The 26,998-nt window shown below is 58.0% G+C and carries 26 protein-coding genes and 1 pseudogene; 13 read left to right on the forward strand and 14 right to left on the reverse strand.

Annotated features, from left to right (window positions below; all coding sequences use genetic code 11):
• Nucleotides 1–23 precede the first annotated feature (23 nt).
• The 7 genes and pseudogenes from JWR14_RS17740 to JWR14_RS17765 all read left to right on the forward strand — a co-directional run bounded on the left by JWR14_RS17740 (nucleotide 24) and on the right by JWR14_RS17765 (nucleotide 6,722).
• Nucleotides 24–1,175, forward strand: a complete 1,152-nt coding sequence (locus JWR14_RS17740) for a DUF5624 domain-containing protein (protein ID WP_299709294.1) — start codon at nucleotides 24–26, stop codon at nucleotides 1,173–1,175.
• A 93-nt stretch (nucleotides 1,176–1,268) separates the two neighbouring features.
• A complete protein-coding gene (locus JWR14_RS17745; RefSeq protein ID WP_299709297.1) occupies nucleotides 1,269–2,588 on the forward strand; it encodes an MFS transporter in 1,320 nt (439 codons plus the stop codon).
• On the forward strand, nucleotides 2,575–3,693 hold the full coding sequence (locus tag JWR14_RS17750; RefSeq protein ID WP_299709300.1) for a hypothetical protein: 1,119 nt from the start codon (nucleotides 2,575–2,577) through the stop codon (nucleotides 3,691–3,693). Before JWR14_RS17745 ends, JWR14_RS17750 begins: the two co-directional genes overlap by 14 nt.
• Nucleotides 3,694–3,894: 201 nt before the next feature.
• A pseudogene (locus JWR14_RS17755) lies at nucleotides 3,895–4,608 on the forward strand (carboxylesterase family protein); the annotation flags it as partial.
• Nucleotides 4,609–4,669: 61 nt separating this feature from the next.
• Entirely contained in the window at nucleotides 4,670–4,864 is a 195-nt protein-coding gene (locus tag JWR14_RS38585) for a hypothetical protein (RefSeq protein ID WP_366144562.1), read from the forward strand.
• Between the two features lie 208 nt (nucleotides 4,865–5,072).
• Nucleotides 5,073–5,579: an N-acetyltransferase gene (locus JWR14_RS17760; RefSeq protein ID WP_299709389.1), complete on the forward strand. Its 507-nt coding sequence runs from the start codon at nucleotides 5,073–5,075 to the stop codon at nucleotides 5,577–5,579.
• A 378-nt stretch (nucleotides 5,580–5,957) separates the two neighbouring features.
• Nucleotides 5,958–6,722, forward strand: coding sequence for a DUF4410 domain-containing protein (locus JWR14_RS17765; protein ID WP_299709306.1), 765 nt, complete (start codon nucleotides 5,958–5,960; stop codon nucleotides 6,720–6,722).
• A gap of 24 nt (nucleotides 6,723–6,746) precedes the next feature.
• On the opposite strand, the gene JWR14_RS17770 is transcribed toward JWR14_RS17765, so the two are convergent.
• Together JWR14_RS17770 and JWR14_RS17775 are read right to left on the reverse strand one after the other, a co-directional pair.
• Nucleotides 6,747–7,112 carry a VOC family protein gene (locus tag JWR14_RS17770; RefSeq protein WP_299709309.1) on the reverse strand — a complete coding sequence of 122 codons (366 nt, stop codon included), beginning with the start codon at nucleotides 7,110–7,112 and terminating at the stop codon, nucleotides 6,747–6,749.
• 92 nt (nucleotides 7,113–7,204) lie between these two features.
• Complete coding sequence (locus JWR14_RS17775; protein ID WP_299709312.1) at nucleotides 7,205–8,113, reverse strand: LysR family transcriptional regulator; 909 nt, start codon at nucleotides 8,111–8,113, stop codon at nucleotides 7,205–7,207.
• A gap of 480 nt (nucleotides 8,114–8,593) precedes the next feature.
• Here JWR14_RS17775 and JWR14_RS17780 point away from each other — a divergent pair, with 480 nt between their 5' ends.
• Nucleotides 8,594–9,535 (forward strand): urea transporter, encoded by a 942-nt coding sequence (locus tag JWR14_RS17780; protein WP_299709315.1) that lies wholly within the window; start codon nucleotides 8,594–8,596, stop codon nucleotides 9,533–9,535.
• On the opposite strand, the gene JWR14_RS17785 is transcribed toward JWR14_RS17780, so the two are convergent.
• The gene (locus JWR14_RS17785; RefSeq protein WP_299709318.1) at nucleotides 9,532–10,170 is read right to left on the reverse strand and encodes a ferredoxin reductase; all 639 of its coding nucleotides are present in this window, start codon (nucleotides 10,168–10,170) and stop codon (nucleotides 9,532–9,534) included. The two genes, JWR14_RS17780 and JWR14_RS17785, sit on opposite strands and share 4 nt — an antisense overlap.
• Before the next feature lie 474 nt (nucleotides 10,171–10,644).
• Between JWR14_RS17785 and JWR14_RS38590 the strand changes: the two genes are divergently transcribed.
• The 5 genes from JWR14_RS38590 (at nucleotide 10,645) to JWR14_RS17805 (ending at nucleotide 15,068) form a co-directional block, all read left to right on the forward strand.
• The gene (locus JWR14_RS38590) at nucleotides 10,645–10,809 is read left to right on the forward strand and encodes a hypothetical protein (RefSeq protein ID WP_366144566.1); all 165 of its coding nucleotides are present in this window, start codon (nucleotides 10,645–10,647) and stop codon (nucleotides 10,807–10,809) included.
• A 12-nt stretch (nucleotides 10,810–10,821) separates the two neighbouring features.
• The gene (locus tag JWR14_RS38595; protein WP_366144563.1) at nucleotides 10,822–11,427 is read left to right on the forward strand and encodes a TetR/AcrR family transcriptional regulator C-terminal domain-containing protein; all 606 of its coding nucleotides are present in this window, start codon (nucleotides 10,822–10,824) and stop codon (nucleotides 11,425–11,427) included.
• A gap of 672 nt (nucleotides 11,428–12,099) precedes the next feature.
• A complete protein-coding gene (locus JWR14_RS17795) occupies nucleotides 12,100–13,599 on the forward strand; it encodes a catalase (RefSeq protein WP_299709392.1) in 1,500 nt (499 codons plus the stop codon).
• A gap of 119 nt (nucleotides 13,600–13,718) precedes the next feature.
• Nucleotides 13,719–14,276: an ankyrin repeat domain-containing protein gene (locus tag JWR14_RS17800; RefSeq protein WP_299709324.1), complete on the forward strand. Its 558-nt coding sequence runs from the start codon at nucleotides 13,719–13,721 to the stop codon at nucleotides 14,274–14,276.
• Between the two features lie 204 nt (nucleotides 14,277–14,480).
• Nucleotides 14,481–15,068, forward strand: a complete 588-nt coding sequence (locus JWR14_RS17805) for a methyltransferase domain-containing protein (protein WP_299709327.1) — start codon at nucleotides 14,481–14,483, stop codon at nucleotides 15,066–15,068.
• A gap of 167 nt (nucleotides 15,069–15,235) precedes the next feature.
• Here the strand turns inward: JWR14_RS17805 and JWR14_RS17810 are convergent, their stop codons facing one another.
• The 11 genes from JWR14_RS17810 to tssK all read right to left on the reverse strand — a co-directional run bounded on the left by JWR14_RS17810 (nucleotide 15,236) and on the right by tssK (nucleotide 26,976).
• A complete protein-coding gene (locus JWR14_RS17810) occupies nucleotides 15,236–15,955 on the reverse strand; it encodes an Imm52 family immunity protein (protein WP_299709330.1) in 720 nt (239 codons plus the stop codon).
• Nucleotides 15,956–15,957: 2 nt separating this feature from the next.
• Nucleotides 15,958–16,539 (reverse strand): restriction endonuclease fold toxin 5 domain-containing protein, encoded by a 582-nt coding sequence (locus JWR14_RS17815; RefSeq protein ID WP_299709333.1) that lies wholly within the window; start codon nucleotides 16,537–16,539, stop codon nucleotides 15,958–15,960.
• Nucleotides 16,539–16,889 carry a hypothetical protein gene (locus JWR14_RS17820; RefSeq protein WP_299709336.1) on the reverse strand — a complete coding sequence of 117 codons (351 nt, stop codon included), beginning with the start codon at nucleotides 16,887–16,889 and terminating at the stop codon, nucleotides 16,539–16,541. Before JWR14_RS17820 ends, JWR14_RS17815 begins: the two co-directional genes overlap by 1 nt.
• Nucleotides 16,882–17,382 (reverse strand): DUF4123 domain-containing protein, encoded by a 501-nt coding sequence (locus tag JWR14_RS17825; RefSeq protein WP_299709339.1) that lies wholly within the window; start codon nucleotides 17,380–17,382, stop codon nucleotides 16,882–16,884. The genes JWR14_RS17820 and JWR14_RS17825 overlap by 8 nt, the downstream gene beginning before the upstream one ends.
• Nucleotides 17,379–17,774, reverse strand: a complete 396-nt coding sequence (locus JWR14_RS17830) for a PAAR domain-containing protein (RefSeq protein ID WP_299709342.1) — start codon at nucleotides 17,772–17,774, stop codon at nucleotides 17,379–17,381. The genes JWR14_RS17825 and JWR14_RS17830 overlap by 4 nt, the downstream gene beginning before the upstream one ends.
• Nucleotides 17,775–17,808: 34 nt before the next feature.
• On the reverse strand, nucleotides 17,809–18,771 hold the full coding sequence (locus JWR14_RS17835) for a DUF3592 domain-containing protein (protein ID WP_299709345.1): 963 nt from the start codon (nucleotides 18,769–18,771) through the stop codon (nucleotides 17,809–17,811).
• On the reverse strand, nucleotides 18,768–19,850 hold the full coding sequence (locus JWR14_RS17840) for an SUMF1/EgtB/PvdO family nonheme iron enzyme (protein ID WP_299709348.1): 1,083 nt from the start codon (nucleotides 19,848–19,850) through the stop codon (nucleotides 18,768–18,770). Before JWR14_RS17840 ends, JWR14_RS17835 begins: the two co-directional genes overlap by 4 nt.
• 42 nt (nucleotides 19,851–19,892) lie before the next feature.
• Nucleotides 19,893–21,980: a hypothetical protein gene (locus tag JWR14_RS17845; protein ID WP_299709351.1), complete on the reverse strand. Its 2,088-nt coding sequence runs from the start codon at nucleotides 21,978–21,980 to the stop codon at nucleotides 19,893–19,895.
• Nucleotides 21,981–22,020: 40 nt separating this feature from the next.
• Entirely contained in the window at nucleotides 22,021–24,717 is a 2,697-nt protein-coding gene (locus tag JWR14_RS17850) for a type VI secretion system Vgr family protein (protein WP_299709354.1), read from the reverse strand.
• Between the two features lie 127 nt (nucleotides 24,718–24,844).
• Nucleotides 24,845–25,633 (reverse strand): DotU family type IV/VI secretion system protein, encoded by a 789-nt coding sequence (locus JWR14_RS17855; RefSeq protein ID WP_299709357.1) that lies wholly within the window; start codon nucleotides 25,631–25,633, stop codon nucleotides 24,845–24,847.
• Nucleotides 25,630–26,976, reverse strand: coding sequence for a type VI secretion system baseplate subunit TssK (gene tssK / locus JWR14_RS17860; RefSeq protein WP_299709360.1), 1,347 nt, complete (start codon nucleotides 26,974–26,976; stop codon nucleotides 25,630–25,632). The genes JWR14_RS17855 and tssK overlap by 4 nt, the downstream gene beginning before the upstream one ends.
• Nucleotides 26,977–26,998 lie beyond the last annotated feature (22 nt).

A 26,998-nucleotide genomic window follows, 5' to 3' on the forward strand; every position in this document is an offset into this window, starting at 1 on the left:
TTGCATCACGGAGCCTTCAGGCGATGACTTATCAACCGCATCCCGCCTTTGCCGCGCTGTTCCGTGCGTTTACATCGGACCCGGCCAGCATCGGCAACCAGTTGACGCAACAGATGACGCAGTGCGAGGCGGATGCGCCGTTGCTGGTATCGACCGGCTCGGATATCGTGCTGTTTCCAGGCGGCGGGCGGCCCGCGTCTATCGAGAGCTTTCGCAAATCGACGCGCGGCTTCATTGAACTGACCGCCGTGTCGCATTTGCCACTCGCCGTTGCCTACCTCGCACGGATGCGGGAGCTGGCGCCGCATGACAACGCCTGGCAGCACGCGGCCGCGAAGTTGATGCTTCATGCACGCAACACCCGTGAGGCGAATTCGGCGGCGCTATGGCGCGACGAGATCGCCGTGCAAAGTCTGGCGGGCTTCGATCTCAAGCTCGCAAACCTGGTCGACTATACGTGCGCCATCACCATCGATTTACTTGAGCGCGTAGCGGACGAACCGGCGTTGATGAGCTTCGATTCCTTGCGCGATCACTATTTTGCACCGCTCGATTCCGGCGCGGTCCCAGTGCCCATGAACGACGTAATGTTCGCGACCTTCGGTCTCGCGTTCCTCGATATTGTGTATCGGATCGGCAACTGGCTGCGTGCACAGGAGCTCGATTGGGCCCACCTGATGGTGCTGGTCAGCGGCAGGTCGGGCCGGCCGACGGCGGGTGCGACCTGGGCGACCAACAACATGTGTCATCTGATCTGGCGTGTCTCCGGTGGAGCGTTGCCGCCGGAACGCGTGTTCGTTGCCCCGTTTGCGCCATCGTTCTCCGTGGCTGAGTTACCCGACGCTGCGGGTCTGGTTGCGCTCGAAAACACGTATCGGATGCTATGGCAGAACACTCGCGCAAGCATAGATGTCGCGCGTGAATTGTTTCCGGATCATCCGGGATATCGCTTTGAACCGGCAGCCGCCGAGTGCATGCCGCCGATCACGTCGGTGAATGACCGGGATGCCACTACCGCGCGCCTCAGACGCATCATGGAAGACCCGTCGCAACTGTTGTCGAACTGCGTGGCCGACTACATTGTCGATCAGTTGCAGGCCAACGGAAACCATCCGGAGCGCGTCGAGATTCCAGGCTTCACGAATGTGACGTATCCCGGGTCGTCGGCGAGGTAATCTTGCCGCAGGAACCGTAGGTAACAAGACATCGATATCGCAGGGCGGTGATATCGATTTTTATAGAAAGCCCGTATATGGAGACGTCAGATCATGAATATTGAAGTTGCATCCTCCGGAGGCCGGGCTGTCCGCTCGGTCGTCAGCATCACGCTCGTCTGCTTCGCGGTCTCCATGATCGATGGATTCGATACGCTGATGCTGTCGTTCGTTGCACCGCTGCTGGCGAAATCCTTGCAGATCGATCATGCGTCGCTCGGGCGCGTATTCGGTGCGGGTTTTGTCGGCACGGTGCTGGGCTCGCTAACCATCGGCCCGCTTGCCGATCGTTTCGGCCGCAGGAAAATGCTCGTGCTCGCATTGGTCGTGACCGGAGGCTTCACGCTGGCCTGCGCGTTCGCCAGTTCGGCTGGCACGCTCGCTGCATTGCGGTTCCTCGGTGGCCTCGGCATGGGCGGCGCCATTCCGCCTATCGCCGCAATCACGGCCGAAAGCGCCTCGTCAGAACGCCGCTCGTCGCTGGTCATCCTGATGTTCATCGGCTTCCCGCTCGGTGCCGTCGTAGGCGGCGCGATCACGGCTGCATTGATGATGAAATTCGGCTGGCCGTTCGTGTTCCTGATGGGCGGATCGTGCGCGCTGGCGGCAATCATCCCGGTGCTGCTGATCATTCCGGCAGCAACGCCAGCCGAGGCAACAAGCAAACCGGCTCCGCAGGCAAGCGACGGCATGGGCAGCGATCTCCTGGCCCGGTTCGTGGGCAACCTGTTCGCTGAAGGACGTCTCGCCGCAACATTCGCGCTTTGGTTCGGGGTGCTTGCCAGCATGATCCTGTCGGGCTTCCTGGTCAGCTTCATGCCGACCATCCTCAACCTGAACGGTGTGGCCCCCGACCGGGCCGCGTTGGGCGCGGTCGTGCTCAACGTGGGTGCAATCGTCGGAGCGTTGCTGATCTCGCTGATCGTGAGACGAGGCGCTCCGTTCGTCGCGGTGGCCGTGGCGTTTGTAGCGGGCTCCGTGATGGTCTTCACGCTCGGCCGGGTGATCGGCGCGGGCAACGCAGCGTTCGGCTTGCTGTTCGTGGTGGGCGCATGCATTGTTGGCGGCCAGCTGACCTTTCCGGCGATTGCAAGCTGCCTCTTCCCCACCGGTGTACGCGCGGCGGGTGTGGGCTGGACGCTGGCCATCGGACGCACCGGGTCGATCATAGGGCCCGTGGTCGGCGGCATTCTGCTCGCGCAGAACTGGTCCCTCGGTCATCTATTCCTGGCGGCTGGGCTGCTCGCGTTGTTCGCGGCGCTTGGCATTACGCTGGCAAATCTATGGCGCCCACGCGACGATGGCACGCTGCGCCACAAGCCGTTTTCAAAATTCATGATGACGGGGCAGGAGATCAGCGATGGCAAACACTGAGGCGCTCAAGTCGCTCCTTACGCCGGTGCAAAGGCTGGCGACCAGCGGTGCGCGCGCAGTCGAAGTATTCAACATCGACCAGCGGCTCTTCGTGGTCGTCCCTCAACTGGCGCGTGACATCCCCGGGCAGGCGCCCGGAATGAGCGCGGGCGACAGCAACGTTGATACGTTGATCTATACCTGGCAAGCGGGGCGGCTCGTCGAGCACGACACACTTTCTGTACCAGGCGGCGAGGACGCGGAGTACTTCGAGATTGGTGACCGGCGCTTTCTCGCGACCGTAGGCGTGCGCTCCGGCAGCGGCCCTTATACGCTTGATACTGAGGCGATCCTGTACGAGCGCGACGACAATCAGTGGACACCGTTTCAGCGCCTCCCTACGTTCGCCGGCAAACAGTGGCGCTTTTTCTCTATCGGCGGCCGGCATTTCCTCGCGCTGGCTCAGGGTGTCACGGTCGAAGGGGTGACGCCAAATAATCCGCGTGAATCCTGCATTTTCGAATGGGATGGAAAACAATTCGGATTGCTACAAAAACTCGATGGATACTGGGGATACAACTGGGCGTTTATCACGTTCGGCGGCCAGCACTATCTGGCCTATGCGGATCATGTCAGCGGTTCTTTGATTTATCGCTGGCAGGGGGCGGGTTTTGAGATTGTTCAACGCTTCGACGAGCCCGGCGGGCGCGCATTCAGTTTCTTCATTGAACAGGATACGTTGTGGATGGTGCACGCGAACCTGATGGGCGAGACGCGCTTGTTCCAGTTCGATGGAGCACGGATCCAGTTCGATCCGGTCCAGTCGTTGGGCGCGGCAGGAGGACGCGAGCTGCGCCTTGTCGACGGCGCGCACGGCCTCTATCTCGTGCGTGTGTGTTTCATTACCGGCACGCCTCACGCGCCGCAGACGCAGCAGCAATCACAAATATTCCTGTGGAGACAGGGACAGGGCCGCTTCGAACTAGTCGATGAGTTCCCCACTTCGGGTGGCACGGATGCCGCTGCCTTCATGGCGGACGGCCAGCGCTATCTTCTCGTCAGTAACGCGCTGGCAGAGGACGTGCGTTTTCGTGTAGATAGCGTGCTCTATCGATTCGACGGCTGAACGCATAGCCGGCGCGCAACGCTGTCGGCCAACCCTGTGACCACACGCTGTTTGCACTAAGCGAAGTCAATGACCTCGGGTCAAGAGCTCCCGTATGGAGGGGCGGGGTGTTGCTTTGCCTAAAAAAAAGAACCCTAAAAGTCGATGTGGCCGGAATGAGTCTGGGCGCACACGCTTTGAACCGAAAATCAGGAGACAACCTTGAAAAAATATCCGCAAAAAGCGCTTGGATGGACCCTTGCCGCGACCCTGCCGCTGATCGTCGCTAGTTGTGGCGGCAGTGACAGCAGTACGGTTAGTGATCCGAATCTGGTTCAGACTGCTCAGGGTCAGGCAAAGGGCGTCGCCGTCAACGGTGTGCACGCGTATCTCGGCTTACCGTATGCGGCGCCGCCTGTTGGTGCACTCCGCTGGAAGGCGCCTGTTGCAGCGGCCGCCTATTCGGGCGTCCGCGACGCGTCGCATGCCGGCTCGGAATGCGTGCAGGGCTCGCCAGCGGCTACCGCGGGTAGCGAGGACTGCCTGTACATGAACATCTATGTGCCCGGACCCACGACGGTAACGACCCCTTTGCCTGTGCTGTTCTGGATACACGGCGGCGGGTTTATCAACGGGTCCGGGATTGGCACCGACGGTTCGGCGTTGGCGGTCAAGGCAAACGCAATTGTAGTGACGTTCAACTACCGTCTTAATGCGCTGGGTTTCCTCGCGCATCCGGCGCTTGCCGCGGAGGACCCGAACGGGGCTGCGGGCAACTATGGAATCATGGACCAGGCCGCTGCGCTGACGTGGGTGCAGAAGAATATTGCGGCATTCGGCGGCGATCCGAAGAACGTCACTATCTTCGGCGATTCAGCCGGCGGACATTCTGTCTATGTTCAACTCGCATCGCCGGGATCGGCTGGACTGTTTGCGAAAGCTGTCGCAGCAGTTGATTCCGACGCCCACCGCCAATCAGGCAACGCTGTCGGATGCGATGACGGCGGCGCTGTCGTCGTTTGCTCACTCAGGCAATCCGAATACCGGGAGCACCGTTGCGAACTGGCCGGCGTATACCTCTGCAACGCGTCGGGTTCTCGATTTTGGTTATCCTGTTTCGAACACATATGACGCGTATACCGCCCACAATTGCAGTTACTGGTTTGGGCAACCGCCATCGCAACATTTGTGATGTGGTGGCGGGTACCAGGAGGGTGTCAGGATCCGCGAGCATCTGACTCGCGCGTGATCCTGCCGGGACAACCAGTTACCGCTCGGATGCGACCATGCTATCTGCCGGTGTCCATGCTGCCTGCGAGGATATTGTTGATGACAAGCACGACGCAGACCGGAATCTTCCGGCCGAGACCCGCCCCAACGAACATCATAAGTCCATCCCGATGCCCATCCTGATCCGTGCAGAAACACCCGCCGACAACGCCGTCATCGAGCAACTGACTGCGGCCGCATTCCAGAACGCCCCCCATACGAACCATACCGAGCAGTTCATCGTTCACGCGTTGCGGCGTGCCGGACAACTATCCGTTTCCCTTGTAGGTCAGGACGGCAATCAGATAGTCGGTCATGTCGCGATCTCGCCGGTCTCCCTCACTTGCGGCATGACCGGGTGGTACGGCCTTGGCCCGATTTCGGTGTCGCCGGAGCGGCAAGGGCAGGGAATTGGAACTCAGCTTATGCAATCAGCGTTGGCGGAACTGCGATGCCTTGGGGGCGCCGGCTGCGTCGTCCTTGGCGATCCCGCGTATTACGAGCGCTTCGGATTTTCCGCCCAGCCTGGACTGGTGCTACCGGGCGTGCCAGCCGAGTACTTCCAGGCAATTCTGTTCAGCGGCAATTGGCCCGTCGGTAACGTGAGTTATCACGACGCGTTCGACGCCGCGGAGTGATCAATCACTGAGCCGACGGTGGCAATCAAAATCCTCGGAAGCTTAGCTGGCTGCAGTTATCACCTTCGTTTAAATTGGAGGTGATAACTCCGCTGCCGGCTTATCCTGCCGATTCGCCTCCTCAGTCAATCATCTGAAGAAACGTTCACCCTGCCACGCGTGACATCCCGCGACATAATTGTTGGATAGAGATTGGGCGGCCGTTCATTCATACTTCACTTCGTTGCAGGAACGCCAGAACGAGCAGATCTAACGCAGATTCAGCCAGGCGTTTCCAGCACGAATAGAGCGCCGATGATCAGCTATCCATACTTGTTTATCTCATCGGACGATGTGTTTGAATAATCGAGACACGATGGTGTCGATGACAGGATGAACATGCTGAATATTCTTAAGATGTTAGCCGGACGAAGCGCATTTCGTGCACTGTCCGCCTTGGCTTTTTGTGCCGTTCTGCTGACCGGCTGCGCTGGTGGTGTCACCAACGTGAGTGCTTTCCCCGCGGCGGCGCAGGTACGGCCGGAGACCATTTATGTCTATGCGTTTGAAAGCTCGCCGGATCAGGTGAAACTCGACGGTGGTTTGCTTCAGAAGGTGAAGACGCAATTCGACGGTGCCTCGACCATGAAGAAGCAAGCCGACGATGCAGTCGAAGTGCGGGAGCAGGTGGCCGATGAAATCGTCAAGCAACTACAGTCAATGGGCCTGCATGCAGTACGTGCAGATTCGTCTGCCCCCACCGACCGGAACGCCCTGATCGTGCAGGGCAGCTTCGAGACGATCGACGCCGGGAATCGCCGCCGCCGGATGCTGGTTGGTCTGGGCGCAGGGAAAAGCCAGGTCGGCACATCCGTGCAGCTCGTGTATCAACCGGCGGGCGAAATGCCGAGGCTGGTTCAGAGTTTCGATGCAAAGGCGGACAGCGGCAAGGCGCCCGGCGTCGTGGAAACAGCGGGTGTTGGCGCTGCTGCCGGGCATGTTGCGACATCGGCTGCGGCAGGCGTGGGTCTGCATGCGGTGTCCGAGACCAAACACGCCGGGGTACCGGATGATGCGAAGCGCCTGGCCGATTCCGTCGCGAAGCAGGTTGCGCAGATCGGCGTGAGCGAGGGCTGGATGACGGCTGACCGGATCAAGGGCTAATGATTTGGCATCAAAGCCCCGGGTTCAGAACGGTACTTCAGCCACGTGCCAAAGCACGCCGGAAGGATCGAAGATGAACCCGACTTTCATGCCCCAGCTTTGCAGCGCCGGCTCGCGAGGAGCATTAACAGAAAACTGCTCGACAAGCTCTCCGGGTTTCGCTTTCTGCCACCACGAATCCACATCCCGTACGAGAAGTTGAATCATGCAGTTCTCGGCAAATTCCTTTGCGTAGAAATTCTGAAGAATGAAGCTGAAACTGCCCAGCTTTAATATCGCAATGCTTTCGTCCTCGTGGGTCAGCGTGAAACCTAATGCCCGGTAGAAACGCTTGGAAGCGTCGAAGTCTTTCGCAGGGACGAAGGGTCGAATAGCGAGGATCTGATCCATGATGATTCTTCACTCCCGAAGATGTTAGTGCCGCCGTTGTTGGCGAAACCGCGTGGAAATTTTATCAAGCTGCAGGGCACCGATTGAAAGCCTCATGCCGCGGTCGAGGTCAACTGCCTTAGCTGGTCCAGCAGCATGACGGCGGGGCGCGGCAGAATGCCCTGACGGCGTCGGAAGGCCGTTAGCGTGCGACGCGCGACGAGTCCTGGAATGGGCAGGGTATCGAACACGCCTGCCGCGCTTTCGGTGTCGTACATTGGCGCGGCCATCCAGCTTAAAAACCCCGCACGCGTGACAAGGCTCTTCAGGACGGTGATGGAGCGGGTCTCGACCGCGATCTCCGGCATGGGTAGCCCATGCTCGGCGAACACGCGCTGCATGTGCTCGAACGGGCCGGTGCCACGAGGCGGGATGCACCACAGCTGATCAAGCGTATCGGCCAGGCATAGCTCCGTTTTGGCACGCAGCCGATGATCGAGCGCGGCAACCACGTAGCTCGTGTCCTCCCAGCAACAATCGGAAATGGCGGTAATCTCATCCGTATCGGGCACCGCCATGCTTAGCGCAAGGTCGATCTCCTGCCTGAGCAAACTGTCGGCGAGCCGGTCCCACACGCCCTCAATAATCTGCACGCGCAAGTTCGGCCAACGAGCGAGTACACCGCTGACCGCCAAGGGCAGCACGAGGGTTGCAATGCTCGCCACAGCGCCTACCCGGATCGTGCCCTTGGCGAGGCCGCGGATCGCGTCGATCTCTTCGCGCGCGTTGTCGGCTTCATGCAGCAGCAGGGTGGCGTGCGGGAGCAGAGCCTCGCCGATCGCGGTCAGTTGCATGCCCTTTGAGTGGCGTTCGAACAGCGGGGCGCCAAGCTCTTCCTCCAGCCGCTTGATCGTCCGGCTCAAAGCCGGCTGCGTCACATGGAGGACCTCTGCTGCGCGACCGAGGCTGCTGCTTTCGACAATCGTCGTGAACGCATGAAGTTGCTGAAGACTAAAGGTCATGATTGCTGGGGAGCGGGAGGCAAATGGGAAGGCAGATCAACGCAATGCCCCTTAGCGATAAAGGTTAAAACGGAAACGTGTGCTGGAGAGCGGGGTCCGCGGGTGACACGGTGCGCGATCCACAATAGCCTGCACGTCATACGATCTCTCATTTTTGGCATAAATCGACTGAAAACGCATCGATTCGACATTGTGCTGGATGTGCGTCGGAAAATCGAAAGAGTCGTGTCGCGATTTAACGGGAAGATCGACGGTTGAAACGAAACGCGACTTATCGCAGCAACCATATATCGTGCATGCCTTCCTCGCTATGGATTGGAAATATTGACGGTGATACGTTTCAAATCCTAACAGCAGCGTTGTTCGGGCCGGCGCGCGAAAGCCCCGGAAACGGCGGTGTAAGCACGCAAAAACCAACGCGAGCCCAAGACGTGAGCCGTCCCATCCGCTTCCATTACCGCCAAGCTGTCTGCGCTCACCATGCCAATTGTAATCAGAGTCGATACCGAAGCGACGATACAGATCCGCAGCTTCGCGCGAAGCATGGGCCAAATCGTGCTGCAGCGAAACGCCGCGACAGGCGCGATCCTCGTCCTCGCCTTGTTGTGCTTCAGCCCCCGTCTTGCATGCGCGTTGTTAATAGGCACGCTAACGGGCAATGTGCTCGCGCATATCTTCGATGACCATGGTTCGCCGGCAACGCGCAATGACTTGCACGGCTTCAATGGAGGGCTAGCGGCACTTGCTGCGTTTACTTTCATCCATGACGATTCGCGCGCGACTGCCGTCGCAATCCTTGCGGCGGTGTTAGCCACCGGTTTGTCGGACATGCTCACGCGGGCGCTCGGCCGTTGGAATCTGGCAGCCTATTCGAGTCCTGCAGTGCTTGTGACATGGGCATGGTTACCCATATTTGCAGACCAGTCTTTCGGAACTGCGGCAGTGAGCGTTGCTGCCGCGGCAGGCGCGGACAGCGATGTTCGTTTGCTTTTAAGCGCAGCCCCCGCATTCCTTCGGCCCTGCCTCGAAGGTAGTGTCGCGGGCCTGGCCCCGATCGCTTTTGCTGCAGGGCCTGCTGCGGGCGCTTTGATCCTCGCCGCCCTTCTGGTGGCGAGACCGTCGCGCGCTGCATGGGCGCTTGGTGGTAGTGCGCTCGGGCTTGCGCTATGGTCGGTTCTCGGCACATCCGCGGGCGTGCTGCAGAGCGGTATATGCGGCTTCAATCCGGCACTGGCGGCGCTTGCGACTTGCCGGTTCGGTGCCAAAGCGGCAATTACAGCCATTGTTTTGACGTTGCTAATTGAGCTTGCTGCGTCAGCAGTCGGCATGCCGGCGTTGACCGCGCCTTTCGTATTGGCTTCGTGGATTGTGCAGTTGCTGGAGCAGCATTTCAATGCGCGCGCTAACAACGGTCACTCCTAGAAATACTCCAGATGGATGTTGCCAGGGTATATCCATTGTCGCGAGTGAGCGACGACAACGTCCATAAAGGCCGTCGGCCCGCAACAGTAGGCGTGGGTATTTGATGAAACCGCTTCGACGGCATAGCCGACCGCACGTTCGGTTGCCTCAGGAGTGAGCCCATAGTAATAGTGGACGTTTCCGCTGTGTTCCATGTTGTTCAAGCGATCCTGAAACGCAGCGAACTCCGCCGATCGCGCGAAATAGTGCAAATCGAACGGACGCTGATTAAATGCCAGCTCTTGAGCCATCGCGAGCAATGGCGTGATTCCAATACCCGCAGCGAACAAAAGCGCCTTCTGCGAAGAGTCGGACAATTTAAAATTGTTACGAGGCGGCCCTATGAAAAGTTTGTCCCCTTCAAGAATGTCTCGATGAATGGTGGCTGACCCTCCCCGGGACCGGCTATCTTCTTTGATACCTAATACGTAGGCATCCCTGTCCGTCGGACCGTTGCAGAGCGAATACCGACGAACGACGCTTTGAGCATATTTTGGCTGAGGAATGTGCACATCAATATACGCGCCTGCCGTGAATGCGGGGAGCCTGGTTTGAGGCTCAGCGACTAACTCCAGGCCAATAATGTCCTGTGCCACGGCCCATTTCCTCCGAACAACAACACAAAGCGTATCCATTTCGTCATCCTAATCGGTAGATACTCGTTAGCGATCGCAGCGTTCCTGAAAATGTAGCTGTTTGTGACGGTCAGGGATACGTAGTCGCGACGAATTGCAGGTATACCGAAATGCCGTCTTGCTTGTGAGCGTGCAGCACCTTAAGGAGCGCGCTACGGAAAGGGCGGCGTTCCCGCTTCTATACAAGAGACTGCTCACCGAGTACGGCGAAGTGATGGGCAAAGGCCGTGCTGCTCTGAAGAGGGCGATACCGGACGTGCCGGCAAGGATCAGCAAAAGTCGGCGGCAATTTTCCTCTTTTAATAAACGATACCGTATGGTATCGTTAGACTTTCGAGATTGGAGTTCGCCGTGATTGAAGGGGCCGTACCGATCAGATTGTTGGGTATTTCTGGGAGCCTGCGCCGCCACTCGTATTGCACGGCGACTCTCCGTATGTTGGGCCAAACCATTGCCGAAAGCAGGACGCTAGAGATTTTTGATCTGTCGTCCATTCATCCGTACAACGAAGATGAGGAAGGCGAAAGGCTCCCGCGGGCGGTTCTTGCGCTGGCGGACAAGATTTCCTTGCGACGGCTGGCCCGGCCAGCCATCGCTTGAACCGAGGGCGACATGGGACGAACGGATTCGAATGCGAAGCGCGAACTTCTTCTCGGCATAGCCGCGGAGCGCTTTCTCGCAAGTGGCTTCTCCGCTGTGAGCGTAGACGAACTCGTCGCAAGCGCCGGACAGTCGAAGACCAACGTGTATTCGTGGTTTGGTGGCAAGGAGGGTCTTTTCCTGGCGACTATTGATCGGCTGCTCGACGCCATGCTTGTTCCCCTCATGGACAACCGATTCGCTTTGCTGCCGCTGAGTGAAGGCCTGCGAGTGCTTGCGGATGCCGTGCTGACAATCGTGCTCGGGAAGGATGCGTTGGCTTTGCATCGCCTGATCATTGCCGAGTCGCAGGCATTCCCCGCGATCGGGCGGGCCTGGGTCGTGGCGGGTCCAGAACGGACATACCGCTTCTGTGCCGATTTCGTCGAGGCCCACCAACAGGCCGGCCGGCTTCGACTGGCGGATCCCAACCGCGCCGCCGTCTTTTTCCACGATATGCTGACTGGAGACCTGGAACATCGAATTCTTGTCGGTGAGCGGACAATGCCCGACGCCGCCGAGCGGGACCGGCTTATCGACGCCGTAATCGATGTGTTCACGCGCGGTTATGCTGCTTGAGTTCGTGACGCTTGCGACATTGTCCGCCGGACGGTGAGGGTCGATGATGCGGATGGCAGCGGCGCAGGGGGGGCGATCGAAGATATTCTCTGCACGATCGATTCGCCTTCGACTCCGCTGTATGCAGTGCGTTTTTTCGCCGATTATTTTTGTCAAGACTTTTAGCACGGGTGCAACATGCGGACGTAATTGAAGCATGCAAAATCTCTGGATTCCTACAGCAGCAAGTGAAGTTACTGAGGCTCGTTTTAATTAACGAATTCTCTTTTTCGCTTTGCGTATGCGAGTCGGCAAGAAATTTCACAAGGGTTCTCGATTAAAGTCGGGAACTGAATAAACATGTCATCGAAAATCGTTATTCCGGGTAATTCAACAATCTGAAATATGTGATAAAAAACCCTTAAAAGAGGATTTTCCGCTATCGTTTTGGCCGCCAACCGGCGCCAAAGCGGCGCGGTTCCTATGCTTGTGCTCGCCCATAGTTCTTGTTGACAAACTTTCTATATATAAATTCGTTTGCTAATTGAAACTTAAACTCTGACTATCCAAAGGATAGAAAATCACAATCTCGCAATTATCTTTTTTGGATTAATATTTTTTTCGGTTAATTCTGAAAAACCAGGAAAAAACGTGAAAAACTCGATTAGAAAGATTGCGGCAAGTATTTTCTCGATGACTTTGGTAACAAGCGTGACTCCGTTTGCGCAGGCTGCCGATATGACCAGCGATAATGGGTCTCCTGTCGGAGACAATCAGAATTCGCAGACAGCCGGTCCCTCGGGTCCAGTCGTCCTGCAAGACTCTCACCTTATCGAAAAGCTTCAGCGTTTCGATCGGGAACGTATTCCGGAGCGAGTCGTTCATGCCCGCGGGACGGGTCTCTTCGGCGACTTCACGCCGAGCGCCGACATCAGCTCGCTGACAGACGCCCAGGTGTTCACGCCCGGAACGAAGACGCCTGTCTTCGTTCGATTTTCCACCGTGATGGGTTATCGCGGATCGCCCGAGCAGGCTCGCGACCCACGCGGGTTTGCTGTCAAGTTCTACACGCAGCAAGGTAACTGGGACATTGTCGGGATCAACTGGCCCATATTCTTTATCCGCGATGCCATCAAGTTCCCGGACTTCGTGCACGCGAACAAACCGTCCGCCGTGACCGGCGTGCAGGATCCGAACCTGGCCTTCGACTTCTTCGCGCATTCGCCGGAAGCGACCAACATGCTGACCCATCTGTACACCGACGAGGGTATGCCGGACTCATACCGGCACATGGATGGTTTCGGCGTTCACGCCTTCAAGTTCGTCAATGCCAAGGGCGAGATTCACTATGTGAAATTTCACTGGAAAAGCCGCCAGGGTGTCGAGGGTCTTCGTCCGCAGGACATTGCCCATTCAATCGGCGCTGACTGGAACATGATGACGAATGATCTCTACAACGCGGTCAAGGCACACGACTATCCGCAATGGGATCTCTACATCCAGGTACTCACGCCGCAAGAGCTCGGCCAATTCGATTTCGATGCACTTGACGACACCAAAGTCTGGCCGGCCAGCATTCCCGAACAGAAGGTCGGAACGATGACGCTCAACCGCATCCCGGACAACTATTTTGAGTCCACCGAAGAGTCCGCATTTGCTCCGTCCCGTTTGGTGCCGGGCATCGAGCCCTCCGAAGATCGGATGCTTCAGGGGCGCCTGTTCGCCTATGCCGATACACAAATGTATCGGCTGGGTGCGAACTACAACCAGTTGCCCATTAACCGGCCGGTCGTTCCTGTCAACAACGACAACCAGGACGGCAAGATGAACGCTGGAGGCCGACAGGGGGAAACCAACTACGAGCCATCGGGGATCAACGAGCTTGGTCAGCAGGCAAAGTACAAATACACGCAGACGCCGCTCACGGGCACGACCCAGCAGGCTGCAATTCACAAGACGCTCGATTTCCGGCAAGCGGGCGAGTATTACCGTTCGTTGTCGAGCACCGACAAGACGGACCTTATCACCGCATTGTCGAACGACCTGGTCCGGGTAACCAATGACGGGAACAAGTACGCGATGCTGTCTTACTTTTATAAGGCCGACCCGGATTACGGATCGCGGCTCGCCCGTGCCTCGCATGCAGACGTAGCACGCGTGCGCGACGCGGCGGCTCATCTTTCCGAGAACTAGGGCGAATCGGTTTGCCCCGGTGTTCCTTTTGGCCTGACCTGTCCCCGATGGAGAACATGATGCGATGCCTTCCCACTCACCGATACTTCGTCCGCGCAGTGGCTGCCGGAGTCGTGGCCATGACGGCGCTAGCGGGTTGCGCGCAACATGTGTATTTATCGGGGGCGCCTTCGCCGGATCCTGCGGCCTTCCAGCGGTACTCGGACGATTGGTTCGCTGCGGCCCGTGCCGGGCGCACGGATATTTTGCAGGCGCTCAATGAGGCGCACTATCCGCTCGAAATGAAGACTCCCGAGGGTTATACAGCGCTGATCCTCAGCGCCTACGACGGTCATCCGGACTCCTTGAAGATGCTGATTGACGCGGGCGCTGATCCATGTGCCTACGATCGACACGGCAACACGGCCCTGATGGGCGCGCTTTTCAAAGGCGATGAGCGCATCGCGGCGACACTGATTGACACGCATTGCGCAATTGATCAAACCAACAACGCGGGTGAAACGGCGTTGTCGTTTGCGGCGCTGTTCGGGCGGCTCGATGTGCTGCCCGTACTGGTCGCGCACGGCGCAGACCCGAATCACGAAGATGCCCGCGGCGTAACGGCGTTGCAAATCGCAATCCAGCAACGCAACCTTGCCGCGGCAGATGCATTGCGCCATGTTGGCGCGACGCAGTGAGGGCGCGCAGTTGTCATCAAGGGGATCAGTCGGACGTCACATTTTTCTCGCACCCGGAACGCAGGTATGCGCAACACGCGATTGATTTCCCCTGATGACGCCCGCGTGCTGCTCACGTCCTTGCAAGAACGTCTAACTGCGCCGTAGACCTCACGGCGTACGGTCACTTCGGGCAAACTATCCAGACACGATACGAATCGGTCCATGACATACAGCACTTCGAACTCCGACTTCCTGCACTTTTTCCGATCATGGCTTTCCGACCCATTGAGCGTTTCAGCCGTTGCTCCATCGGGAGAAGCACTTGGGCAGCTAATGACTCGGGACATTGATCCGTGCGATAGCCCCGTCCTCGAGCTTGGCCCCGGAACCGGCGTTTTCACAAAAGCGCTTTTGGGTCGTGGCTTGACGGAAACTGAACTCACGCTGATTGAAAGCGGCCCCGACTTTGCTCGACTCCTGCGGCGTCGATTCCCGCAATCCCGAGTGCTTTTGGCTGACGCGTCGCGGCTTTCTACGCTCGATCTGTTTCCGCCCGCCTCGATCGGTGCGGTGGTCAGCGGTCTACCGTTACTGTCCATGTCGCGGCGAAAGGTGATCGCTGTCCTTCGTGGCTCCTTTCGCTATATCCGGCCTGGTGGGGCTTTCTATCAGTTCACGTACGGATTTCGTTGTCCCGTGCCGCACGCAGTCCTGGCTCGTCTGGGGTTAAAAGCCACCCGCGTAGGACAGACCGTTCGCAATCTGCCGCCCGCCGTGGTCTATCGGATCACCATGGGATCTGCAAATTGATTGAACGAAAACGTCCATGGCAGCCATTGCGTGAAGCAGTGAAATCACGGCGCGAAAAACGGTCGCCATGCTTCGGAAGCTCGTTCCGAGTCTGAGTGGATACACGTGGAGGGACGAGTACATTCAGTCACTCTTGAAATTTCATGTCGAAGGCTGCAAATCAGAGATCAGAGATCTGAATAACGCGGCAACAAGTCTTGATCCGCCAGCCGAACTTCGATTGCATTCGCTACCTTTACGTGCTCGGGGTTATCTGCCGAGAATACTTCATCGATGACGCTGACAACGACTGTTCCTTTCTGCTTCTTGCCCTCCATGACTGGAATCAGCTCGCGCGCTTCGGGAACCTCTTTCACGGTTAACACGCGGGGCAGGTAGAGCATCCAACCGGCACCCGGTCTATTCGGAAAGACTTGTTGCAAGGAGAAGTATTTGTACGGGCCGACTTCGATGGTGGAGGCAGGCCAGATTTTTAGTAGCCCAAGGAGCAAGGGGACCGTTTTCTCTCCGTCGCCCAAACTGGCGACACCTTTCGACTGGAGCCGAAAAGTACAAATTTGCGCGCCAGGTCCGACTGACAATGCGGTATCGAAGCCAATTGCACCGTCTTCCTCGCTACCATTCCATACGCCGAATAAGCGCAGCCCTGGCGTTTCCAATTCCTGTTTCTCGGCATGAAGGATTGCGAGTGCTGCGGGGGTGGGGCCGTTTTTGTCGAACGCCGGGTTGAGTGACGAATGCTCGGGCGTGTCTGCGGGCGGATACCAATTGTCGATCGGGAAGCCGAGTGGTTCGAGCAGCGTTGCCACTTTCCAAAGGTCTGAAAGTTGGTCAGATTCCGTTGGCAAGCTATCTTGCCTGAGGCGGAACGTCAGGGTTATGTTCATGGTCATGGCTGCAGTAAGGTGTTAATGACTGGGGCCTCTGTTGCGAAGAGCCGGGCAAAGTATCTGTACGACAGCGGCTGCATGAAGTACCAAGCGAGCTGAGTTGGCGGGTTACTTGCGACGACAACACTTTGGGTCCGGGCTTGTCGCCGAATATTTCTCTCACCGGTTAACGAAAAAAAGAACTTGGGTTGACCGCTGTCAGGACTAAAGAACTGGTCGTATCGCGCCTTGGCCTCTTGAAGGAGACATTGCGTCGAACGAAAGCCGTCAAAATCAAGCCCGGAAAAGCTCCATTCCGTTGTCGGCGCAAAACCTGTTACGCGAGCCTGATACTCGCGAGAAATCTCCGACATGTTCCAGTTGCGATTCACAAGGCTACCGATGTCAGGCGGGCACTTTTTGCACGACTCGTCCTGCTTGGGTATCGCCCGAGTGGAAGGCTGAGCCTTCGACTTGTCCTGTTCGGTATCGCCAGACAACGACAGTATGCCTGCCGTCGCCGCACCGCCAAGAAGCGCGGGAAACGCTTCGGCCAATGCCGTGCCAGCGGCCTCAAGCAGCGGAATCGCCAATACAGCCATCAGTTAGCCTCCTTTGCCGGTTCCAGAAGCTTGCGTCTCGCTACCGCAAACACATCCTCGAAGCGTTCCTCGATCGGACGACCCGGCTTGGCTAGCCACGCGGCAATGGCGGGTTTGCGACAGAACCCCGGAGCATCCGCTTCGACATAGAGAAATTCGACAAGGGCCTTGTCCTGCTGGAAACCTATTCGCCTTGCTTCCTGGTAGGCACTCACCAGCCGGTCCAGCAACGTTGAATCGTCGGCGAGCCGAGGACTGTCGCGAATGATGTCATCACGAATCGTAGCGACGAAGTTACGTTCGTCGCTGGCACACAGGGCTGCCCATTGTTCTGCAGTCAGTTCAAGCATAGTGGGAGACGTGAAAGCGTTTGCCATTTTTCAACCCATGCCACTCGGTGATGTCGCCAAAGTAAGCCTGACGGCCAGCCGCATCCAACGCGTTGAACAACGGTACGAATACACGAGGATCCCAAAACCGGAGGAGTGCTACCTTTCCGTCCGGAAGTCTGCTATTTAGCTTGCTCTGAAGCGTCACCACAAGCGATTCGATATCCTGATTCGTGAATAACCACATGACGCCGGGACGCGCCTCTTCCAGTTCGCCGAGCGGGGAAATAATGGCAGCCTCGTGCGCGGCGAGATCGATCACCCACGGGCCCGCATCTGCGAGCGGCTCGTCCTCGGTTCCAGCGAACAGCGCTGCAACGGCGCCCCAGCGCCGTTTTAACGGATGACCGAAATACTCGTCGTATTGAAGACCGTCGACAAGTGCGTACGCGCGCAATCCAGGAGTCGATGTTCGCAGACGCTCCAGCCGCTCCGCGAGCTGCGGCGGAATCACGAGCGCACCACGGTCGACGCGCCGGTCTCTGCCGCATGGGCAAGACATTCACGGCAGATGCCCGGTGCGACCGCTGGGACTGTTGGAGCAGAGGCGAGGGAGGTGCCTTCCATTGTTCCCTGTACGTTCGCCGTCGTTGCCGATTGCGCCGCGATCAGCACCGCGCCGCACGCCGTTTTGTCGCCATGAAAGGCAAGCGGGATGCCGTCTGCAGTCATCGCGGGGTTCTGGGTCGTGACGATCGGGAACGTGCCGTTGCACTTCGGGCAGTGGACCAGATCGCCAAGCCGGGCGGCTCGCCGGCCGCTGTCGCCCACACCAATCGATGCAGAAGCCGAGATGATCGTGCCGCCGTGGGACGTGCTGTCGCCTTCGCACGCAAATGAACTCATGCGCCACCTGTCAGGAATCTGATTGAACACATTTTCATGTGACCCGTTTTCGCGCCTTTCCACCGAAACCGATCGTTCTCACAAAAAACACACCAACAGCAAAAAATGGAAATCCGATCGAGAAGAGGATGGCGGCAAGACCCCAACGCTCCCAGAAACTGTCGATCATTGCGCGCTCGGGCGTCTGCGCGTCATAGAGGACATCGACCGCCTGGCCCTCGCGCAGATCGTTATGCGTTGACGACGAACCTTGGGGAAACGAGATCTGCCGCCCAGTAGCTGTTTTGAAAACGATGACCGCCGAGTAAAGCCGCGAGTGGGGCTGATATGGACGCTCGTTCTCGAGCACGCCGACTACCCGGCCCTGTGCCCGGTTGAATTTCTGTCCGATGTGCAGCTCATGAAGACCGGATGCGGCAGCCGCCAACAGGAAAGCCGTGCCGATCACTACGGGAACCAGGCTGATCACGAGGTTTTGCCGGCTGCGCTGCTGCTTGCGGTGCGAATAGGAAAGTGCGGCACCAGATGGGAAACGAGGTCGATCACCCCTATAAAAAATGATACCGATTCCCAGTAACGCGGCGCCGATTGCGACCAATACTGTGGCCGGAAACCACCTCTGTGTGAAATCATTGATGACAGCTCGCCGTTCAGGATGCGCTGCGTCGTAGAAAATCTGCACGGTTTGGCCGATGTCGTAGGAGGGTTGCGTCGACGACGTTTCTCCGGTCACTTCTGCGTGCTGGCCGTTGGCGGTCGTGAACGCGATGACCGGCGTGTAAGAGCGCAACGACTGCGCGTTCCCGTCGAATCTCACGACAGAACCGTCAACGGCAGTCATGTCATGCGTGCTGACGAGCGACGCGCCAGACAGAATGAGTGCGAGCACGATCAGGCCGCCGCCGAGCAATAGCAGGATCAAGGTACTTTTGCGCAGCGAAACCTGCCTGGGTGCGTTAGTCATATTCTGGCGAGCAGCGTTGACATCGTGCGTCACCGACCGTCGGGTTCGGACTGGTTGAGAACACAACGAAACCCGAGATCGCCTTTCTCGGTATCCGGCGCGAGCCCAGTGCGGTCGATCACGAGCCGGGTCCGGCTATCCGTCGCATAGCGGACGCTTCGCAAGCTTCCATGATCCGGACCACTCGGATCATGCGCCGCGCTGTGGCTGTAGTAGTTCTTGTCGAACCAGTCACGGGTCCACTCCTTGCCACGGCCAAACACATCCGACACGCCGATCTTGTTGTCGCCATAAGTTCCCACAGGACGGCTGATCAATGGCTCGGGACTCGTTCCGTTCTCTTCCATTTTGCTGATGATGCTGTCGAGTTGTTCGACGTTGTATTTCCCATCGACGACGGGTACAGCCGGACTCGGTATCACCCAAGGCTCACCACGCGAGCGCGCCGCGTATTCCCACTGCGCCTCGGTCGGCAAGTCGAACGGCATGCCCGTCACCTGTCCAACCCACGTGCAGAAATCGCGCGACTGTTTCCATGTCACGTGAGCCACCGGATAGTCCGGAAAGCGAAACTCGAAATACTCGCCCTTGCTAATGGCCACCGGCGGCAGATTGTTGGCCCTCGTATAGAGGTCGTAGTCCGCATACGTGACGCGATGCTTGAAGATCGAGTAGCTTTCGAGCGTTACCGGATGAGCGGGCGCGGCGCCATCGTTGGCAGAATAGGGGAGCTTTTCCTGTGACTTCTCCGGGCCGAAATCACCCATCAGAAACTCGCCGCCTTTGACGAACACAAGCTCGCTTTGCAACTTTTTCTTAAGCCCCGTCAGTTCATCGCTGACAGGCGCAGGCAGCGTCCTGAAGTAATCCTGCAGTATCTTGACGGTGTCATCGTAGGGCTTGCCGCGACCCCAGTTGAGCACCATGCTCAAGTGTTCCCACGTGCTTTTCGGCGGTGACGGTGTCGTGATTTCTCGAATCAGACGGTCTTTGTCTGCTGGCGCGTTCGCATCGATCTTCTGTGCCAAAGCGCCGCCTGACAGCAGCAGGGAAATGCTCAACAACGCCAATGTGCACGATTTCCGGCGAACACGATGAGACAGATAACTCATGCAGCAACACTCCTTTGTTCTTCGTTAAACCGATGCTGCCGCTCAAGCCAATTGCGAACCGTCGCCTGCGGTCGTTGTCGGATGGAGCCATGCGACGTTGGTTCCCTGTTGCATCGTATAGGTTGGCGTGTCATTGAAAGCAAAGGCGAAGCCTGGCGCCGGCTCGTCGCGTAGCCTGCTCTCGATCATCGCCACCTGATCCATGCCTATGAATCGCCCGATGTCATTGCGCGCAAGCTGTGGATCGCCTTTCTCCGCGATTTCCGGCGAGGTGAACTGGTAGACGTTATCCAGCTCGTTTCTGACCTGTGCCGCCGCGAGAATATGGTCGATCGCGTCGGATGCCTCGATGCGCCACTCTTCAAACTGATCGCCGATCGCTTTTAATGCATAGACGATGTAGCCCTTCACTTCGGCGAGACTATTCAGCAATGAATCGTGCGCGTTTTTTATGGCGTTCAAAAACTGCCTGGGTTCCGTCCGTATGAAATTGGTGAGCTCGGACCTGAGTTCGTCAAACTGCTTGCCGACATAAGCGCCTATTTCCTTGCCCTTCGCGATTGCCAGCGTGTACATTGCGACGAACGTCTTGAACGCCTCTTTGGAGAAATACTGCAAGTTTTTGTCACCGGCATACGCGACTTGTGATTTCGCCCACCAGGCGAACTCGGCCATGTTGACGACATCGACGGTCGCCTCAATCTCACCCTTCAAGCCGACGCCTACGCACACACCCGCCTTCATCAGGATGCGGAATTTTTCGTCGTAGGTAATGTGGAAGGCCGCCTGTGCACCGACGCCTGCCTGACCGCTTACCCCCGGTTTTACTGATGCGAAGGACGTCCATTTGACCTTTTCCTGAGGGCGTCGCCATTCGAAGGCGCCTTCCATCGAGGCTTCCGCCTCCACACCGGCAAACGCCTTCAGATCGCCGCCGGCGTCCGCTTTCACTTCTACCTTCGTTACATCCAGCTTTGGCCGTTGCATTTGATTGGCGTCCCGCGTGGCGCGTGTGCCTTTCACTTGCTGGGTCTTGCCGTCGCGTCCCAGTTTAAACTCGACGCCGCCTTCCGCGAGCAGGCTTGCTCCGCAAGACGCTTCGGCCTTGGCCGCAAGCGAAATTCTAAAAAATCCGAGCGTGGTGTCAGGCGTGCTCGACCATGAGTAGCTCCCGCCCTGAGTGGCTGTGGGCGCGGGAATCCAGAGTTCGAGTCCCGACTTCCACGGCAGATAGAGTGTGGCCTTGATGTTCCCGTCTGCCAATACGCCGCCGACCTCACCCTTGGCTTTCGCCGATGCCGCCACCTCGCCGCGTAGATGCAGCACGTCATCGAAGGACTTGAAGGTGCTCTCAGCCTTCGCGCTGGCGCCTGCACCGGCGAACAGCCGGAGGATCTGGGTGCCGCCCGAGAATTCGCACATGGCGTTCGGATCGTCCGGCGACTTGAACTTCGCGTTTTTGTTAAAAGCCTCTGCGAACTCGGGTGCCCATTCGCGCCCCCAGGGCGGTGTCTTCCACTCATGAAGCTTGCTCTTTTTGAAGGCTTCATTGAGTTTTTCAGAAATTTTGTCATGGTCCAGCTTGTACTTGCCCGTCGATTCGTCCTTGACGAGAAATGACTTGAGCTGTGGTTTGTCGGAGTCGAGCTTGTAACGGCGGAAGTGGTTCCTGACTTTGGACGAACGTACGTATGTGAAGCGTTGACCGCTGTATTGCTCCTTGCCAGCAGCTGTCTTGCGCAAAGGCAGGAGTTCCCAGACGCCGTCCTTGTTGAACGCAGGCGTCTCCTCCAACTGGCTGTGGACCTCGGCTGTTGCCGCTTCTTCATTCTTGATTGATTCTTTCAGCTTCGCTTCGAGTTGTGGACGCAGCGCAACGTTCGATTGTTGCTCAAGCCAGTTGGCGTGCGCAACCCCGAGCGCCTGCCGGGCTTCGATGAGGTTCTCTGACAACCTGCTCATCAGAGCGATTTCCTTCGCCACCGCATCGACCGATTCCAGCGGACATTCAAAAAGCTCAGCAGTATCCGGATAAAAGAAATAGAGCGGACGCTGTTTTCCTTTTGCGTCGGCTGTGCTGCCTTCAAGGGTGTCCGTACGACTGGTCCCCGCTGCGTTCTCGTTGCTCATGGTTGGTCTCGACTTGCCCGTGACGTTGTAGTTTTCGGTCTTATGCTTCGCCGTCCTCGTGGAACATCTTCAGGTCCTGTGCCTGTGTGCCGGTGAATACCCGTACTGTCTTCCCTTCGGCGTCGGTAATGCCGCGCGCCAGGACTTGACCGCCATTTCCCTCGATGCGGTAAGGCGCGAGCGGCATCACATTGCCGCTGGCTTCATCCTTCAGGATGAACTGCTGGTCGTTCGACACGCTTTTCGGCAAGGCCGGTGGCTGGCCGTCATATTGGGTGGGTCCCGAAAAGGCGTGATTCGATCCTTTGATGTCGACTTCGCCCGGTGCGTGGATTTGAATATTTCCGCCGCTTATCCTGACGTAAGCGCCGCCAGACGTGAGCAGGATTTCTTTCTCCGCGCTCAACTCGATGGCATCCGTTGAAGATGAAATCTTGATCCCTTTGCTTGCAAGCAGATCGATACCGTCGGTCTGGGCCTGTATCTCCAGCTTGCCGCGCGCCGCGATCAGTTTCATGCCCAGCTTGTACGCGAACAAGCTGATTTTATCGACTGCGTTTGCAACAAGGCTCTTGCCGACGGCGATGTTAATGTCGCTATTCGCGGACATCGTCACGTTCTCGCCAGCATGTATATGGACGCTGGCCGGTGTAGTTATCCCCACCCCTTTGGGCGATGCAATAAGCAAGACCGGATCGCTGAATCCATTTGCCTGACCGGCCCCTCCCGAAGACTCCTGGCCTTGACCGGCGGCACTTGAGGACCCGCCACCGTAGCCGGTTTGCGTCGCGTCAGTGAATGCCTTCAGCGAGTCGATTGCCTGCATATCGGCTGCGCCGTGTTGCTTCGCTGTACCGGCGGTTGCGCTCAACAACTGCTGCCCCGCCGAGAGCTGGCCACGCGCTTCGCGTACGTCGAGCTGATCGCTGCCCGCCGCAGGACGACCGAAGGTACTGATGTACAGACCCTGTTGCGCCCGGATAGCACCATATGCGTCAGTGGCCATTTCGAAGCCAGTTCCCCTGAACTGACCTCGCTGGTTGTCGCGCTGCGCCACGATATAGCCGAGGTTCAGTTGTGCGCCTGCTTGCGTGCTGTAAAGCTGGATGCGGTTTTGCCCGGTCGAGTCGTCGAGCACGAGTTGGTTATATCCAGAACCTTTGTGTTCCTTCGATTTGTAGCCAGACATTTGTCCCTGGCTGTGCCACTGGGGAGTACACGCACTGTTGTAGACACGCCCTGTGACCAGTGGTCTGTCGGGATCGCCATCCAGATAAGTGATCACGACCTCCTGGCCAATGCGAGGAACAAATACCCCGCCCCAGTTTTCACCGGCGTTTGGATAAGAGACGCGCATCCAGCACGACGCCTTTTCGTCGCCGCTGTTCAACCTGTCCCAGTGCATGCGCACCTTCACCCGGTTCAGTTGATCGGTGAATACTTCTTCGCCCGAGGGTCCGACAACGGTCGCGGTTTGCGTCGGCATAACCGGCTTGTGGTGATCGAAGGGACTGCGAAAAGGTACGGTGCGGCGTTGCACCTCCACCATGGTCATGAAGAAACCAGTGCTGCCGTCGGCCGCCTTGGTCGTCACCGTTTGATAGGTGGATTCGAAGCTTGCACGCACGGAGTCGACCTTCGATTTGAGACTGTGCGGAAAGTCGACGGCGCCACCTGACACCGGCAAGTTGTTCTCGATGACCCATTCCACCGCGAGTATGGCGAACTGTCTCTCCTGAGCATTGCTGCCCTCGTGGTCAGGATGATCCGACAGTTCGAACCACTGGCCAGGCTCGGCCCCACGTACCGCGCCTACGCCATGGAAGCGTTTGGCACGGGACTCCCATTCTTCCACACGCACTTTGGATAGCGTATCGCCGCGGTCCTGCTCGCGATACGTGTATGCCCCGGAATACTCGTAGACCTCAGCCTGCGATGGCAGCGATCCCTGATTACCGACCGTCGGAATGTTCGTACTCTTCGCGTTGCGCGGCGTTTTGTAGTCATAGGTGCTGGTGACAACAGACGTACTTTGCAGTGTTCTCGTGCCTGACCATTGCACGAAGGCGTCGATTTCGCTGTTGGGGCCCCCACGATAGAACGCGACCGCTTGGGGCGACATTGGCTTGAACGAATCGAGATTGTCGGTGATGACCAGCGTGTGAGACCGGCCGTCGTCGGCCTGTTCGAAGCGACCATACCAACCTTCGGCCTCCATCAGACGGTGGACGAAGTTCCAGTCATCTTCGTATTGGACACAAAACGACCGCGGCCGGGTCTGCCTGAACAACGAGAACCGGAATGCACCCTGTGCCTGCGGGTGTTGATTGAATACCTGCGTGATGATTTCATCGACCGTGAGATTTTGCCAAACACGCGCGTCGCGGCGAAAACGCAGGAAGTGCAACCAGCAGGAAAACCCGATCTGATAACTCGTTAGTTCACCATCAGAGCCCAGGCGTCGCGCGGTGTGAACGAAACCATGAACTGGGCGATACGATTTATCGGTCTGTTGCAGCCAGAGTGTGACAGGTTGAGCGATCAGGCTTTTGAGCTCGATCGATTCGTTTAATGACGCGACGTCAATAGTGAAGGCGTAATCCCTCCCGACGCGGCTGTGCCCAACAACACGCTGAACGAGCAACGTATTGGCGCCGAGCGGTGTGTCGAGCTTTACCAGCCGCTCGGTTTGCAAAACGCCCGATCTGATCTGGTCGATTATGTCCGCTGCCCCCATGGGAATCATTCTCCGTAACTTGTCACGTCAGTCTGGCTGGGCGATTCTAAAACAGTGCGGTCGCGTTTGACCTGGCAGGTTTCACGATCGGCGAGTCGTCCGCGCCGCACTCATCACTCGGCAAACTCTAAGGCAACGAGATCGTCAGGTTTGCCGACTTCGGCCCTACCTTCACGATCTCGGAATAGGGCGCAACGGCTTTCAGCGTCGAGTCCTTCAGGTACGAGTTCAACCCGACAAACGCCAGCACGCCGATCAATGCAAACACCGATGCGATGACCCACAACGGCACTTCGCTTTTTAGCCGGTGAGCGATCTGATCCGGCAACGGCCAATGCGGCGCGAACGGCGCGCGCTTGCCCTTCATCTGCGCGATCTCATCGCCGACTCGCGCGGTAAGGTACGCGAGTTTTTCGGGCCCTTCCATCAAGTACTTGCCCTGGAATCCCAGCAGCAGGCACATGTGAAATACCTCAAGCGATTGCAAGCGCGCGACACCTTGTGCACGCGCTTCCTCGAGATACTGAAAAAACTTCTCGCCGGCCAGTTGCTCACCGAATAACGTGATTTGCAACGGCTTGCGCTCCCACACCGAACGGATCTTGAAGTTCGACGCGAGCACGGACTCATCGACTGCCGCGCAAAACGCGAACTTGGCAGCGAACGCATCGTCGGCGGATACGTTCAACTTCTTCGCACCGCGATCGAAGTCGCCCAGGAAATCCTGGATGCGTGCGAGAAAGCTCGCTGAGTCGGCAGGCTCGCGGCCGTTCTTTAGCAGGAACAGCATGAAGAAACCGTCGTAAAGCAGATCGAGCAGGGAATGGATCTGATACGACGATGCCGTGGGCGGAGCGGAATTTCGATTGCTCTGCTGCGCAGGGGCATCGCCGAAAAGAGAGGGCGCGTAGCTCATGAAGTCACCGCGATCAAGTCGAGTTTGAGGTCATCAATACCGGACGGGGCGTAGATCATGGCCGATTGCGCCTGCAGCATGCGGTCATACAGGGCGCCACGCGTCTCAAGGGCGAAGTAGCAGGCGCCGGGACGCACGGGAATGGCTGGGGGCACCTGGGGCGTGTACGTGAGCCGCACGCCGGGCATGGCCGAAAGAACGAGCTTGTCGACGTCTTCGGGGGCTCCGACCTTGAAGCGTGCAGGCACGGCTTCGACAAGTTCCACCGTCGGCATGCTGGCCGTGACCGAGAGGAAGAACAGGGTCTTGTCGTCGATCTTGCCGGAGTCGATGCGCCCGAGATGGAACGACGGGCGCACCTCGTCCAGCGCGATTGCGAAGTAGCGCGTGGAGATCACGGTATCGAGCAGGTCGCGCAAGATGCCGTCGAGCTGGTCGAAGGCAGGACCGGGGTCATCATGCCGATAGACCGGCAGGTCTGCGAGGGCGTAACCCTTCGAGAATGTCATCAACTGGCCCGCAAGCCGTAGCAACTCCTGGAACAGGCGCTCGGGATGCAATGCTGGATGCTGGTAAAGATGCGTGAGGGCGGCGAAGGCCGCGCTTGCCGTGTGAAGCAGCCAGAACGAAGCTACGTCGCCGGAGCGGAACTCGATGATGTTTTTCGTTGGCTCGCGATGAAAACCATACAGCGCGCTCACCTTGGCCTGCAACGCCTCGATGAGTTGGCGCAGGCGCTGATGCAGCAGCGGAGACGCTTCGATAGCGAGGCTTGGCGGCACGAACGATTCGTCGATCTCAAAGCCAGAAGTTGCCGTGCGCCGGATGCGCACGAGCGGCACCGACATGTACTGGTCGCGCGGCTCGCTGTTCGCCACCAGTTTGACGCTGGCCTTGAGGAAGGTGATGTCGGCCTGGGCGGCATCAGTGAAATGATCGCCTACCGAGTTCTGCTCGCTCACATATCGCGAGACAAAACCGGCGTCCGGATCCTGAACGTAGTTCGCTCCTGCTTCGCGCAACGGATGCATGGCGAGATAGAAGGTGAACTCGTTGACGCCGTCCGGCAATGTATCGAGCGCGATGGCTGGCGGCAGGTCATTTGCTTGCGGCGCGGAATACAATTCGCCGTCGGGAAATACCAGCGCCAGGTCACTCAGGCGCAGCACATTGCTCGCGAGCGCGTCGCGATCGAACCGGACAGAGCGCACGCCCCAGTTGTAGGGTTGAATGGCCCGAACAGACTCGAAGAGACGTGCCTCGTGATAAGCGTCCTGACGCTGAAAGTGCTGTGGCCGCAAAAAGAGGCCTTCTCCCCACAGCACTTTGGCGGAATAACTCATATTCGACCTGTATAGGTTTCGC

The organism is Caballeronia sp. (assembly GCF_028292365.1).
Classification (GTDB): domain Bacteria; phylum Pseudomonadota; class Gammaproteobacteria; order Burkholderiales; family Burkholderiaceae; genus Caballeronia.

Coding starts and splice junctions, on each gene's coding strand:
- JWR14_RS17740 (WP_299709294.1), top strand. CDS start 24: ATGACTTATCAACCGCATCCCGCCTTTGCCGCGCTGTTCCGTGCGTTT.
- JWR14_RS17745 (WP_299709297.1), top strand. CDS start 1,269: ATGAATATTGAAGTTGCATCCTCCGGAGGCCGGGCTGTCCGCTCGGTC.
- JWR14_RS17750 (WP_299709300.1), top strand. CDS start 2,575: ATGGCAAACACTGAGGCGCTCAAGTCGCTCCTTACGCCGGTGCAAAGG.
- JWR14_RS38585 (WP_366144562.1), top strand. CDS start 4,670: ATGACGGCGGCGCTGTCGTCGTTTGCTCACTCAGGCAATCCGAATACC.
- JWR14_RS17760 (WP_299709389.1), top strand. CDS start 5,073: ATGCCCATCCTGATCCGTGCAGAAACACCCGCCGACAACGCCGTCATC.
- JWR14_RS17765 (WP_299709306.1), top strand. CDS start 5,958: ATGCTGAATATTCTTAAGATGTTAGCCGGACGAAGCGCATTTCGTGCA.
- JWR14_RS17770 (WP_299709309.1), bottom strand. CDS start 7,112: ATGGATCAGATCCTCGCTATTCGACCCTTCGTCCCTGCGAAAGACTTC.
- JWR14_RS17775 (WP_299709312.1), bottom strand. CDS start 8,113: ATGACCTTTAGTCTTCAGCAACTTCATGCGTTCACGACGATTGTCGAA.
- JWR14_RS17780 (WP_299709315.1), top strand. CDS start 8,594: ATGCCAATTGTAATCAGAGTCGATACCGAAGCGACGATACAGATCCGC.
- JWR14_RS38590 (WP_366144566.1), top strand. CDS start 10,645: ATGTTGGGCCAAACCATTGCCGAAAGCAGGACGCTAGAGATTTTTGAT.
- JWR14_RS38595 (WP_366144563.1), top strand. CDS start 10,822: ATGGGACGAACGGATTCGAATGCGAAGCGCGAACTTCTTCTCGGCATA.
- JWR14_RS17795 (WP_299709392.1), top strand. CDS start 12,100: ATGACTTTGGTAACAAGCGTGACTCCGTTTGCGCAGGCTGCCGATATG.
- JWR14_RS17800 (WP_299709324.1), top strand. CDS start 13,719: ATGACGGCGCTAGCGGGTTGCGCGCAACATGTGTATTTATCGGGGGCG.
- JWR14_RS17805 (WP_299709327.1), top strand. CDS start 14,481: ATGACATACAGCACTTCGAACTCCGACTTCCTGCACTTTTTCCGATCA.
- JWR14_RS17810 (WP_299709330.1), bottom strand. CDS start 15,955: ATGAACATAACCCTGACGTTCCGCCTCAGGCAAGATAGCTTGCCAACG.
- JWR14_RS17815 (WP_299709333.1), bottom strand. CDS start 16,539: ATGGCTGTATTGGCGATTCCGCTGCTTGAGGCCGCTGGCACGGCATTG.
- JWR14_RS17820 (WP_299709336.1), bottom strand. CDS start 16,889: ATGCTTGAACTGACTGCAGAACAATGGGCAGCCCTGTGTGCCAGCGAC.
- JWR14_RS17830 (WP_299709342.1), bottom strand. CDS start 17,774: ATGAGTTCATTTGCGTGCGAAGGCGACAGCACGTCCCACGGCGGCACG.
- JWR14_RS17840 (WP_299709348.1), bottom strand. CDS start 19,850: ATGAGTTATCTGTCTCATCGTGTTCGCCGGAAATCGTGCACATTGGCG.
- JWR14_RS17845 (WP_299709351.1), bottom strand. CDS start 21,980: ATGAGCAACGAGAACGCAGCGGGGACCAGTCGTACGGACACCCTTGAA.
- JWR14_RS17850 (WP_299709354.1), bottom strand. CDS start 24,717: ATGGGGGCAGCGGACATAATCGACCAGATCAGATCGGGCGTTTTGCAA.
- JWR14_RS17855 (WP_299709357.1), bottom strand. CDS start 25,633: ATGAGCTACGCGCCCTCTCTTTTCGGCGATGCCCCTGCGCAGCAGAGC.
- tssK (WP_299709360.1), bottom strand. CDS start 26,976: ATGAGTTATTCCGCCAAAGTGCTGTGGGGAGAAGGCCTCTTTTTGCGG.